A 14,014-nucleotide genomic window follows, 5' to 3' on the forward strand; every position below is an offset into this window, starting at 1 on the left:
AACTGGATTAACAGGTGTTACTGGGCTTACTGGTGTTACTGGATTAACAGGTGTTACTGGATTAACAGGTGTTACTGGACTTACTGGTGTTACTGGATTAACAGGCGTTACTGGGCTTACTGGTGTTACTGGATTAACAGGTGTGACTGGGCTTACTGGTGTTACTGGATTAACAGGCGTTACTGGACTTACCGGTGTGACTGGATTAACAGGTGTTACTGGATTAACGGGAGCAACGGGTCCTACTGGTGCTAGCGGTATAGATGGCGATTTAGAAACAACTACAAACCTAAATCAAAATAATACTACAGGAATAATCACATATACAAACGAAGAAGGAACAGATCAAACTGCAAACGTAGTTAGTACTGATACGCAAAATAATATTTCAGTGGGTAGTGATGGTGGTGCCTTCTTAAACATACCTGTTGTTTGTGCTTTAGGTAGAGTTAATGGTGATGGTACTCCTATTACAATATATGGTGCTACAGTTGAAAAAGTATCTACTGATCCGAATTCAACTGGTGACTATCAAATCACTTTTGATACTTCTATCCCTTCGAGCAACTACATAGTACAATTAACACCTATGGATTGCGGAGGAAATTGCCCACCTGTTGGAGGTTCAAACTATGATGATCCTGGAATTAGTTATTACGATATTCAAGATGGAGGTTTTAAAGTTAATATTGGAGACAGCGATAATGGTACTAATCCAAAAACAGATATTGATTTAGAATTCATGTTTACTGTCACAAAATTACCTTTGCCATCAATGCCTGCTTCAAACCCAGCCGCACCTACAGGAACAGTAACAACATCTTTTACTGGAACTCAATTACAAGATACTGGAGCGACTGAACCATGGAGGCTTGGATTTAATGGGCCTGATCCAGCAGTAGGACAGAATTATGAAATACTACTTGATAATGTTCCTTATACTTTAAACAACTTAAATTTAGGTGATCATACTGTTGTTGAATCCGATAACGGTGATGGTACTTTTGATTATTTGTTCACAAGTACAAGCCCTATCTCAGGAAATGCAGGGTTTAGACAAATAACAGCTGACCCTCCTGCTCCTACCCCTACAGGTGGATTAGGATCTGGCCCAGGATGTGGATGTGTAACTTATTATCTTTTACCTTAAATTAGCTAAAAAATATAGTTAGCTGAAATTATTTACAATACCCCAATACAAATGAGAGTTTTACTGTATATATTAATCACTTCATTATTTACATCAAGTTTGATATCTCAAACCCTTGATGCGAATGCTACAATGGGCTTACCCACTGTTACAAATCTTACTGATATAACTGGTACTCCTAATGAAGGTAATATTGTTTATGTTACTTCCGATGATCGTATTTATAGATTTGATGGAACAAATTGGATTGCTGATACAGGAACAGATGATCAATTTGATGATGAAGTAGAATTACGAACACCTATTGATGTTAACAATTTACCTACTGACCCTAATGCCTCAAATGAAACTGATATACAAGAAGTAATTCAAGCCATTACTCCTATCACTTCTAAAAACGGAAGAGTATTTTATCCTCCTTCCGTACAAATAGATGCATCTATAAATGGAACCTTTACCCTGAATTTATACGATCAATACGTAGCCCAACATTCAGGAGCAGGTATTATCCGTTCAACCATTGCTGGCGTAGCTGCTCCAGACATACCCATTTATAATGTTGATGAGTTATACTATTACGTTACTTTTGCAGATCCTTCAGTTTTTTCAAATATTAGTATTGATGGTGATACTGGAATAATGACTTACACTATTGTTGGACAACCTACCGATTTTAATTCGTTGATTAATGTCGTATTTGTTGTAAAATAACTATTGTGCATGAAACTATTAAAAACTATACAGATTTTTTTCATAGGCATACTATTCATTAGTATGTTCAAAAAATCTTATAGTCAAGTTACCTTTGCCGATAACTTTACAACTCAAGAATATAATCGAAATGATGGCCTAGTAGGTACATGGTCAACTAACTGGATTGAATTTAATGATGATGGAAGTCCGACAACAGGAGAAGTGTTTATTTTTATCGGAGATGTAGGCTTAGGACCAAATAACCTAGCATTTGTTGGTGATCCAAACGAAGGAATACAACGAACTGTTGATCTTACTGGAGCAACTACGGCTACTTTATCATTTAACTGGCAATCTAATAATCTAGGATTTTTTTTTGATGGTACTACTCCTGCTGAAGAATTAGAAATTGCTATCTCTAATAATAATGGAGCTTCATTTACCATACTAAATCCAGGTACAATAATAGGCACCAATACGGGTACCGAAAATATAGATATATCCCCTTTTATATCTGCCAATACTATTATTAGATTCCAATCTTTAGACGGATTTGGGACTGGTTTTGAATTTGGTGAATTTGCAATTATTGATAATTTGGTAATAACAACAGATATTCCATTAATTCCAGAAATAACAATTAACGATCCTGCAACCGTAAATGAAGATGCAGGCACCATAGATTTTACAGTGACGTATACAGGTCCTGCAATAACTGGTGGTTTTAATGTTACTTATAATACCAGTAATGGCTCTGCTATAAGCCCCGATGATTATGACGCTACAACTGGAGGCTCTATAAATTTTGATGGTATAATTGGACCACAAACTAGAACTATTTCTATTCCTATTATTGATGATACCATACCAGAAGGAATTGAAAACTTTTTTGTAAATCTTATTAGTGCCAGTGATCCTTCTATAACAATAATAGACAATCAAGGGCAAGGTACAATAAGTGCTAATGATCCTCTAATTTTAAGTGTTCAGAACATTTCAGTAGATGAAAGTGTAGGTAATGCTTTGATTGATATTTCTATTGCAAGTAATGCTCCAGGTCCTTTTTCTGTGGATTATACTACTTTTGAAAATACAGCTTTAGAATTATCGGATTATACCGCTACCTCGGGAACTCTTAATTTTTCAGGAAATCCAGAAACACTAACTATTTCTGTCCCTATAATTGACAATTCATACGGTGAAGCTGATGAAACATTTTTTGTTAATCTTAGTAATATTAGTAACACCTCTATTGCTTTAGTTAACGGAACAGTTACTATAACCGATACTGATCCTGCATTACCTACTGATGTCCCCTTAACACTGTTTCAAGAATTTAATGGTAATTTTGATTACACCTCTACTGGAGGAACTTTTAGAAATAGTGGAACCGATACATGCTCTATAACAAATACTTCTTCAAATCAACTAACCTCAGATATAACTGCTACAGCTACCATTGAAAGTGCTTTTTTAATTTGGACTCATTCAGGATCCACTCCAGACGATATTGTAACTTTTGAAAACCAACAAGTTACAGCAGATTTTATCAACAGAGCAACATTTGATGCTGGACGAGAATTCCATTCCATGCTTGCCGACGTGACTGATATTATTAATAGTATTCCTTTAGCTAATATAAATACCAATACATTTGATGTCACCGATTTGAACATTGACAACACAGGAAACCATTGTACCTTTAATACGACATTAGGTGGTTGGTCATTGTTTATAATATACGAAGACCCAAACCTGATATCATCAAGTATTAATTTTTATCAAGGTTTTGATGGAGAGATTAATAATACTCAAAGCTTTACCTTAGATGGTTTTTTTGCAATTGGTTCTACTGAAGCCAAAACATCTATTTTATCTTGGGAAGGTGATGATGGGTTAGGAACTGGTGAATTACTTAGTCTTACAACTACTACTGGAACCAATATTTTAAATGGAGACGGAAGTAATACAGGAACTACAAACAATCCTTTTAATGCTACTATATATGACAATACCGACTCCCCTATTGTTAACTCAAGTAACACCTATGGAATTGACTTAGATACATTTGATATTTCATCTTTTATAAATCAAGGAGAAACAACAGCTACTACTAATGTTACTGTAGGTGATGATTTTGTACTACTTAATGCCGTACTGCTAAAAGTACCTAGTAACTTAATTGTAGGTACTGTATTTGAGGATATAAATTATGGAGGTGGAAATGGTAGAGATATAGCCACTGCAAATGGGGCAGAAATCGAAAATGCTACCGTTGAACTTTTTAGAGAATTTCCTTTAGATTCTGGAACATTTGTTTTAGAAGAGGCAACCACAACAGATGCATCGGGAGAATACTCATTTGGAGGAATGCCAAATGGAAATTATCAAATAAAAGTTAATAATAATTCTGTTAGATCAACAAGACCCGGAGGAAGTACCTGTACAACTTGTATACCCATACAAACCTTTAGAAAAAATTATAGCACAACTACCAATCAATTTGCGAACATCACAGATGAAATAGGAGGAACTAATCCTTCGCTAACTGATCCGACAGCCACAGTAACCCTTCCTGGATCTCAGACTATATCCAATGTATCCATAGAAAATGAAGGAGTTATTGGACTTGACTTCGGTTTTAATTTCAACACTATCGTAAACACCAATGAAAGTGGTCAAGGATCATTGGCTCAATTCATTATACATTCAAATGAATTAGGTGAAACAGGTTTAGATATTGAAGCACACCCTAATGATTCATCACTGAACCCATCTGCTGGCGTGGATACTTCTATTTTTATGATTCCAACATCTACTGACCCTTTTAATAGGCCTACTGATCCAAATTTTAATGCTAGTGGCTATTTTGATATTTTTATTACAGATAGTACAGATTTACCCATTATAACTGGAACCAACACCCATATTGATGGAAGGACTCAAACTGCATATTCTGGAAACACCAATACAGGAACTGTAGGTGCAGGCGGAACTACTGTAGGTCGCTTGGGGACATTACTCCCAAACTATAATCTACCTGAAATCCAAGTCCACCAAAATAATGGTGATGTATTCAGATCGCAAAGTACAGGCGTCGTTATTCGTAATTTAGCTATTTATGCAGATGATAATAGTGGTATTATGCCCCTTTCGGGAGAAATAACTATTACAGAAAATCTAATAGGAGTAAATGCTCTTGGTAATAATGCTGGAAATATAGATCGCGGTGTTGAAATCGAAGGGACTAATACCAGTACAATAGTTTCTAATAATTACATAGCAACTAACACAAATAGAGGGGTTTTTATTAATGGAGGAAATTCAACTCTAATTCAAAACAATCATATTACCGAAAATGGTAATGCCAGTTGCTGGGATAATATACGAATACAAGGAAGCTCCTCTGGAGTTATTATTCGAAACAACCTCATCGAAAAATCTGCCGCCTTAGGAATTGATGCTGCTGGTTTGACTACAGGAAACATAATCATTGAAGAAAACACCATAAGAGAATCCGGACAAAATGGAGGAATATGTAATGGTGTGGTCGAAAATGCTGGTATCGTTTTAAATGGAAGCAACTCTATAATTCGAAACAATATCATAAATAACAACGGTGGAGCTGGAATTGTTTTAGGAGGTGGTAATACATCGGGTAATTTGATTAGTCAAAACTCTATTTTTGCCAATGGAACTAGTGGACAAGCCTTGGGTATTGACTTAGATGTTAATACGGGACGCGCTGGTGATAGCATAACAATTAATGACACAAATGATAGTGATAATGGTCCTAATGGACTCCTAAACTTTCCAATATTTGAAACGGCAACAATCAGTGGAAACATCTTAAAAGTCTCGGGCTGGTCAAGACCCGGTGCTATATTAGAAATTTTCCTTACAGATGTTCAACTAGGAACGGCAACTCAAGGGGATAACCAACTCCCTGGATTTTCGGATGACTATGGCGAAGGACAACTATATTTAACATCTGTTACCGAAGGCAGCACTTTAGATATAGACTCAACAACATCCAATTATATTGATGCCGATGGAAATACAGATACAACCAACAGATTTAACATCACAGTAACTTTAAGTGCAAACCTTCCCGTTACTGGAAACTTAATTACAGCAACAGCTACTGTAGCTAATACTACTTCTGAATTTTCCAGAAAAAAAGTATTAGCAGCTGCAAGTGTGATTACAAACAGAAGAATTACCTATAGGGTCAGACCAAATTAAAATGGCATTATACTTGTGACTATTAATAATAGTAACATTAAATGTATCACTTAAAAATAATTTTGTAAGTAAATGGGTAATCCATTTTAAACAAGTATTAACTAACAGAAACAAAGGGAAATCAAATGACCCTCTGGAATATTTAAAATAATTAACTATGAAAACAATTTACTTTCCTTTTTTGTTAGTGCTGTTTTCTGCGTTAAGCGGAATAGCTCAAGTCACCTGTGATATTAAAAATCACGAGAATAGTTCTATACGCTCACATTCAGATAACCAGATAGGAATTTATGGCAACTTAATCAATGACGGTGAATTTACCGAAAATGGAGACACTAGCGAGGTAGGTTTTTACAACAATGATAACCCGCTAACAATTTCAGGTAATAACGCTCCAGAATTTGCCAACTTAATTGTTGATGTTAATCAAAATATCAACCTTGAAATAAATACTATAGTAACCACCGGTGTATTTTTTGTTAATGGAAATGTGGTTACACCAAGAAGTTCCCCTGAAACATCACTTGATTTAGTAAATACTGACCTTTATGTAAACGAAGGTGATGACACTCATGTTGATGGTTATACCAGTTACACAGGTAATGATCAATACTTATTCCCTGTTGGGGATGCTTTTAGACTTCGCCCAATTTCGGTACAAGCCACTGCTGCTGAAAACACCTCAAAGGCTGGCTATTTTTTCGAAAACCCAGATACGCCTTCAACATTTCCTACAAATTTTGATCGTAGTCAAAAAGAAAATGAGATTGCCTTTGTAAGTCCTGTGGAGTTTTGGGATTTAGATGGAAACAAAACTACCAGAGCTACATTAACCTGGGACCCTATGAGTAATATTAGTGACCTTGTTGTTGATAATGACATCACTGAACTCATTGTTGTAGGATGGAGTAAAGAAGAAGAACAATGGGTCAACTTAGGTAATGCCAATACCAGTGGTGATATTTTAAATGGTAAAATCACTTCTGGCTTTTTTAATCCCGATGATTATGAGGTACTCACCATTGCCGGGACAGAAATACTTGATTCTAATGAAGAACTTGTCTTTTTTAATGCGGTTTCTAGTGATGAAAACGGAGAAAACGATTACTTTAAAATTCAAGGAATTAACAAATACCCAAACAATACCTTAAAAATATTTAATCGTTGGGGAGTTGTTGTTTATTCAAAGGATGGCTACAATGATCCTGACCCTCAAGGAACTGGCAATAGTGAATTTGGTAGTTTTGATGTATTTACAGGAAAATCAAATGGCCGAGCTACTATTAAACCCAACGAACTACTCCCTGTGGGTACATATTATTATATATTAGATTACGAAGTTGGCCCACAAGGTGGACGTAAATGTAAATCTGGCTATTTATATGTTAACAGATAAAAATCCACATATTAAAACGGTATTTTCAACTATACTATTTTTTTTAGTCATATCTATATTTGGACAACAAATACCTTTTACGCATAACGAATTGGCAGGTATACAAAAACCAGCCAATGCCAACAATCCTTTTTCATTAAGAGAAGAAGTCTTTGACGCATTCATTAAAATGCAAAAAGCTGCTGCTCTAGAAGGAATTCAACTTAAAATTGTTTCAAGTTTTAGAAGTTTTGAAAGGCAGCAACAAATTTGGAATAGAAAATACAAAAAATACACAGCTAAAGGGCTTTCGCCAGAAGAAGCTATAAACAAAATCATAGAATACTCAACCCTACCAGGAACTTCTCGCCATCATTGGGGAACGGATATTGATATTGTGTTGGATATTCCCAATCCTCCTTCATCATTATTAAATGCTCGTAACTTTGAACAGCATCAGCCTTTTTATCCTTTAAAAAAATGGATGGACGCACATGCCCATAACTATGGTTTTGAATTAGTTTACACCAATACAGCCGGTAGAAAAGGTTTTAAATACGAACCTTGGCATTACAGCTATGTCGCAACATCAAAAAAAATGTTATCGGAATATTTGACCTATAATACCATTAGCAAATTAGACCATAAAAAAACGCTAGGAAGCACTTATTTATCGTCAAAATTCATTATTAACTATATTAATTGTAATATTTTAGAGATTAATCCTACTTTAATATCACAGTAAATTCATATATTGTAGCACCCAAAATAACCTACATTATGAATTTATTTAAATCTATCAGCCTAGTTGGTATAATTACCACTTGTTTATTATTTACTTCATGCGAAAAAGAAGAAATTACAGATAAAAGTTTAGATGATGTGCTTAATGAATTAAAGGACGAAGGTCAAATTAATGACATGCCACTTACTATTAATACTGTCACCTCAACAAATGTTACTCCCGTAGCCCAAAATGAAATAACTGCATTATTAAATAAAGACCAAAAAAGTATTAGTGATCAAATTTTAGTATTAGTTAACCAATACCGCTCTACAAAAAACTTAGGTCCCTTAATTGATAACAATACCGCAAAAATTGAAGCCTTAAATCATTCACAATATCAAGTAAACCTTAATGATATAAACCATGATAATGGTAGTGAAAGATCTAATATATTATTCAATAATGAAAATGTTACTTCCTATGCCGAAAACGTAGCCTTTGGCTACAGAACCGCTAAAGCTGTTGTAGATGGTTGGATTGGCAGTGAAGGACATCGCAAAAATTTAGAAGGAGATTTCACTAAATCTGGTATTGGAACAATTGCAAACGATCAAGGAGTTTTGTATTTTACACATATATTATTTAAATAAACAATCATGCGTAGAGGCGGACTTAAGTTTAGGTTGCTCATAGGGGTAGTTATCGTTGCATTTGCTTTTATAAAAAAATGCAGTAACAAAACAGTAAATCCTTATACTAATAGAGTCCAAAACATCAGCATGGATCCACAGCAAGAAATTGCTATTGGCATCCAAAGTGCTCCTCAAATGGCGCAACAACATGGTGGTTTACATCCCGATACTAAATTACAATCACTTATTGACGCCGTTGGTGATAAACTAGTTAATTCAAGTATGGCTAGGGACACTCCCTATAAATATGAATTTCATTTACTAAGAGATGATCGATCGATAAACGCATTTGCGTTACCGGGTGGTCAAATATTTATGACCTATGGCCTACTCTCTCGTTTAGAAAATGAAGATCAAGTAGCTGGTGTACTAGGGCACGAAATTGGTCATGTGTTAGGTCGCCACTCTGCCGAACGTATTGCCGATAGTGAATTTTGGAAAACCGTTTCTGCGGGAGCATCCGTTGGTGTAGATGCAGGAGGTCTAGTGAATCAATATGGGCAATCCACATTATTAAAAAATGGGCGTGGCGATGAATTAGAAAGTGACGAACTAGGGGTACTTTTCATGATTAATGCAGGTTATAACCCCGAAGAAATGATTGGTGTTATGAAAATTTTAAAAGCAGCTGCGGGTCCCAACAGAACTCCAGAATTTCAAAGCTCACATCCCGATCCCGAAAATCGTATTGAACATATTAGAGAAGCCATTGCTAAATACAGACAGCATTAAACCCCATTTATATATTAAAAATCATTTACATCCTAAGTAATCACTATAGTTTCATTTAATGTAAACCTATACTTTTCATAATATTCTAGCCTAAAAATACTTAGTTATTTTGAGTGCATTTATGCTATATTTGCAACTCAAAACAAATAAACCAAGACATGAATAAGAAAGTTATTTTAATGATTCTTGACGGTTGGGGAACATCTCCCGATCCTAAAGTTTCTGCTATTGATAATGCAAAAACTCCTTATATTGATTCACTTTACAACAAATACCCAAATGCTGCTTTACGTACCGATGGTTTAAATGTTGGGCTTCCCGAAGGACAAATGGGAAACAGTGAGGTTGGACACATGAATCTTGGTGCTGGTCGTATCGTTTATCAAGAATTGACACGTATCAATTTAGCAATTAAAAATAATACTTTAAAAGACGAAGTTGTACTTAACGATGCGTTTGACTTCGCGAAAGCAAACAACAAAAAAGTACATTTATTAGGTTTATTAAGTGATGGCGGAGTACACTCCCATATTAATCACTTAAAAGGTTTATTAACTGCTGCGAATAACAAAGGTTTAACCGATGTTTTTGTACATGGGTTTACCGATGGACGTGATGTTGACCCAAAAGCAGGTGCTGGATTTGTTTCCGATTTACAAAACCATATGCAGGCTACTACTGGCGAAATTGCAACCCTTACTGGACGCTATTATGCCATGGACCGAGATAATCGTTGGGAGCGTGTTAAACTAGCATATGATGTTATTGTGAATAATAAGGGGATCGAAACTAATGATGTAGTTGCTTCATTAAACGAAAACTATGCTAACGATATCACTGATGAGTTTACAAAACCATTGGTTGCTACAAAAAATGGAAATCCTATAGCTAAAGTTGAAGAAGGTGATGTTGTGATCTTTTTTAACTTCAGAACCGATCGTGGACGCGAATTAACTAATATGTTATCGCAAAATGATTTCCCAGAACAAGAAACTAAAAAATTAGACTTGTATTACGTAACCATGACCAACTATGATGATAGTTTTAATGGAATTAAAGTCATTTTTAATAAAGATAATATTACTGAAACCCTAGGAGAGGTTTTAGCGAATGCTGGAAAAAAGCAAATCCGTATTGCAGAAACAGAAAAATACCCTCACGTAACTTTCTTTTTCTCGGGTGGACAGGAAGCTCCTTTTGAAGGAGAAAGCCGTATTCTTAAAAATTCGCCAAAAGTAGCTACCTACGACTTAAAGCCAGAAATGAGTGCTTATGAGTTAACAGACGCTCTAGTTGAAGACTTAAAAAAAGGAGAGGCTGATTTTGTGTGCTTAAACTTTGCCAATGGTGATATGGTAGGACATACTGGTATAATGGAAGCTGCCATTAAAGCTTGTGAAGCTGTTGATGAGTGTGCTAAGCAAGTTATTGAAACTGGCTTAGAAAATGGATATACGACCTTACTTATTGCCGATCACGGTAACTGCGAAACTATGATGAATCCAGATGGAAGCCCACATACAGCTCATACAACCAATCCGGTCCCTGTAATTTTAATTGATAACGAATTAAAAGAAATTAAGGATGGAGTTTTAGGTGATATGGCGCCAACAATCTTAAAACTAATTGGCGTGGAACAACCCGAAGCTATGACCCGCTTTCCGCTAGTATAAAACGAATTAATTTTATAATTAAAAAAATGGTACCTGAGTTTTCAGGTACCATTTTTATTTTAACTCATATACAATTATAAATTTTCCTTAGAAAAAATTAGGGTCAGGCCACATAAAGTTGTTTTACTAAGAAAATAAATTATGAAAAAAATTTTAGTACTTAGTATAATGCTAATAATGGGATTAAGCTGTTTTGCTCAAAAAAAAGGAAAAGTTAGATTTGGTATGGATGTATCCTATGCTACTTTAACTGATTTTAAAAATCAAAACTTTGGGTATGGTTCCAACTTTGAATTTAAGTATAACCTAAAAAAAAATATGAATATCGGAATCCGATATGGCGCAGTTTTACTGTTTAATACATCCAAATCAACTACCGATAATCAAGAGGGATTTTTTACTGTAGGCTTAACCATCCCATTACTTGCTACCTATGACTATTATTTTAATAAAGGAGGCTCCTCATTTGCTCCTTATTTAGGTGGAGGCTTTGGAATAAATGCCATAACAGTTACAGAATATAGCTATGATCTAAAAAAAGGAAGGTCAGATAAAAAGAAGGAAAATGAAATTAATATAGATGATAAATTTAGTGGCATGCTACGTGCCGGTTTCGAATGGCACAAATTACGTTTAGAGGCTAGCTATCATCTAATTCCGGATTCTAAACTCAATAATTTAAACGGTGATATTATTGGCAAATCAAAAAATTCTTATTTGAACCTTGCTCTAGGTTTTTATATTGGTGGTGGTAAATGGAAAAATAAAGCTTGAGATTAAATTCTTTTGATAAAAGTTACTTTAAAAATTCAAAAAAGGAAAAAGTTTTATTTTCAATATTCATAAATCTAATCTTGGTTTATCTTTCTTGAAACAAAGTCATCCTGAATCTTTAAAGAACACTAATCTAAATAAACTTAAAAACATCATAAATTAATTTTAGTCAAGCTATTTTGAATAGTAGAAAATAAGTAATTTGTATATTTGCGCTTTTCTAAAATCACTAATTTATGATACATTTAAAAACACGCGAAGAAATTGAATTAATGAGAGAGAGTGCGCTTATTGTATCAAAAACTTTGGGGATGCTTGCCGCAGAAGTAAAACCTGGGGTTACTACACTTTATTTAGATAAATTAGCAGAAGACTTTATTAGAGCCGAAGGTGCTGAACCTGGATTTTTAGGACTCTATGATTTTCCGAATACACTTTGCATGAGTCCTAACGCTCAAGTGGTTCATGGTATTCCTAATAATGAGCCTTTAAAAGAAGGTGATATTATTTCAATAGACTGCGGAGCCTTAAAAAATGGATTTTATGGTGATCATGCGTACACCTTTGCTGTTGGCAAAATAACTGACGATGTACAACGTTTATTAGATGTTACTCGAGCATCACTCTATGTAGGTATAGAACAATTTAGAGTAAATAACCGTGTTGGAGATGTAGGCTACGCCATACAAAAATTTACTGAAGACGCTGGTTATGGAGTTGTACGCGAATTAGTGGGACATGGCTTAGGTCGTATTATGCATGAAGAACCCGAAATGCCTAACTATGGACGTAGAGGTCGAGGTAAAAAATTTGCCGAAGGAATGGTCGTTGCCATTGAACCTATGACCAATATGGGAACAAAAAACATAAAGCAGCTTAAGGATGGCTGGACTATTTTAACTGCCGACGGAAAACCAAGTGCTCATTTTGAACACGATGTGGCTATTATTAATGGCGCTCCAGAAATTCTTTCTACATTTGATTATGTACATGATGTATTAGGAATTAAAACTGATGAAGAGGCTCCTTATAAAAAAACGGCTAACTAGATAGCCACCTCAACAAGGTGGATTAAAAAATATGATTAAGTATATTTTCAAAAAAGGACTAAGTCTTTTTCCGCGACCTTTTTTAATTAGAGTCAGTTATTATATTAGACCCATTTTTAGTTTCCTTTTAAAAGGAAATAAGTATACTGATCCTATTGATGGAAAAAGCTTTCGTACTTTTTTACCTTATGGCTATGAAAACCCTAGACCAAATGTACTTTCCCCTTCCACCCTATCATTAGAACGCCATAGATTACTTTGGTTGTATTTAAAAAACGAAACTGATTTATTTACAAAACCACAGCGTTTATTACACTTTGCCCCCGAGCAAGCCTTTCACAAGCGGTTTAAAAAAATTAAAAGCTTAACATATACTACTACCGATTTAATTTCACCCTTAGCCGATGTAAAAGCAGACATATGTAATCTTCCCTTTAAGGATAATGAATTCGATTTCATTTTGTGCAATCATGTATTAGAACATATCCCTAATGACATCAAAGCCATGCAAGAGTTACTTAGAATCCTTGCACCCGGAGGTACTGCTATTTTACAAATTCCTCAAGATTTAAATAGAACAACTACTTTTGAGGATGATAGTATTACCGATCCTAAAGAACGCACACGTATTTTTGGACAATATGACCATGTGCGCATCTATGGCCGTGACTACTTTGATAAACTTCGAAATATTGGTTTTCGAGTAAACGAAGCCGATTACACCGCTACATTAAGTGATCAACAAATAGATCAATTCCGTTTGTCAAAAGGAGAAATTATACCTGTTTGCTATAAATAAAGTAAAAAAACAAACCTTTCCTCTTCATTTAAAAATAAATTTAAACTTCCGTAAGGTTTTTTCTCTATTAAAATGTTAAGTTATTTATAAAAAGAACTACATATC

The 14,014-nt window shown here is 34.8% G+C and carries 11 protein-coding genes; all 11 read left to right on the forward strand.

What is annotated here, in order from left to right; genetic code table 11:
- The coding region (locus KQA_RS19480; RefSeq protein WP_010178571.1) for a hypothetical protein at nt 1–1,150 on the forward strand (1,150 nt) is incomplete at its 5' end.
- Between the two features lie 51 nt (nt 1,151–1,201).
- Complete coding sequence (locus tag KQA_RS0204590; protein WP_040396091.1) at nt 1,202–1,861, forward strand: hypothetical protein; 660 nt, start codon at nt 1,202–1,204, stop codon at nt 1,859–1,861.
- 63 nt (nt 1,862–1,924) lie between these two features.
- The gene (locus tag KQA_RS0204595) at nt 1,925–6,088 is read left to right on the forward strand and encodes a beta strand repeat-containing protein (protein WP_232285854.1); all 4,164 of its coding nucleotides are present in this window, start codon (nt 1,925–1,927) and stop codon (nt 6,086–6,088) included.
- A 157-nt stretch (nt 6,089–6,245) separates the two neighbouring features.
- On the forward strand, nt 6,246–7,484 hold the full coding sequence (locus tag KQA_RS0204600; RefSeq protein WP_010178577.1) for a gliding motility-associated C-terminal domain-containing protein: 1,239 nt from the start codon (nt 6,246–6,248) through the stop codon (nt 7,482–7,484).
- Nucleotides 7,471–8,208, forward strand: coding sequence for a M15 family metallopeptidase (locus tag KQA_RS0204605; protein ID WP_010178579.1), 738 nt, complete (start codon nt 7,471–7,473; stop codon nt 8,206–8,208). Before KQA_RS0204600 ends, KQA_RS0204605 begins: the two co-directional genes overlap by 14 nt.
- 35 nt (nt 8,209–8,243) lie before the next feature.
- Nucleotides 8,244–8,840 carry a CAP domain-containing protein gene (locus KQA_RS0204610; protein ID WP_010178581.1) on the forward strand — a complete coding sequence of 199 codons (597 nt, stop codon included), beginning with the start codon at nt 8,244–8,246 and terminating at the stop codon, nt 8,838–8,840.
- Nucleotides 8,841–8,846: 6 nt separating this feature from the next.
- Nucleotides 8,847–9,614, forward strand: coding sequence for a M48 family metalloprotease (locus KQA_RS0204615; protein ID WP_010178582.1), 768 nt, complete (start codon nt 8,847–8,849; stop codon nt 9,612–9,614).
- 158 nt (nt 9,615–9,772) lie between these two features.
- The gene (gene gpmI, locus KQA_RS0204620) at nt 9,773–11,287 is read left to right on the forward strand and encodes a 2,3-bisphosphoglycerate-independent phosphoglycerate mutase (RefSeq protein WP_010178584.1); all 1,515 of its coding nucleotides are present in this window, start codon (nt 9,773–9,775) and stop codon (nt 11,285–11,287) included.
- A gap of 141 nt (nt 11,288–11,428) precedes the next feature.
- Complete coding sequence (locus KQA_RS0204625) at nt 11,429–12,061, forward strand: outer membrane beta-barrel protein (RefSeq protein ID WP_010178586.1); 633 nt, start codon at nt 11,429–11,431, stop codon at nt 12,059–12,061.
- A 236-nt stretch (nt 12,062–12,297) separates the two neighbouring features.
- The gene (map, locus tag KQA_RS0204630) at nt 12,298–13,110 is read left to right on the forward strand and encodes a type I methionyl aminopeptidase (protein WP_010178588.1); all 813 of its coding nucleotides are present in this window, start codon (nt 12,298–12,300) and stop codon (nt 13,108–13,110) included.
- Between the two features lie 31 nt (nt 13,111–13,141).
- Nucleotides 13,142–13,909 (forward strand): class I SAM-dependent methyltransferase, encoded by a 768-nt coding sequence (locus KQA_RS0204635; protein ID WP_010178590.1) that lies wholly within the window; start codon nt 13,142–13,144, stop codon nt 13,907–13,909.
- Nucleotides 13,910–14,014 lie beyond the last annotated feature (105 nt).

The sequence above is a fragment of the Aquimarina agarilytica ZC1 genome, from assembly GCF_000255455.1.
GTDB classification, from domain to species: Bacteria; Bacteroidota; Bacteroidia; order Flavobacteriales; family Flavobacteriaceae; genus Aquimarina; species Aquimarina agarilytica.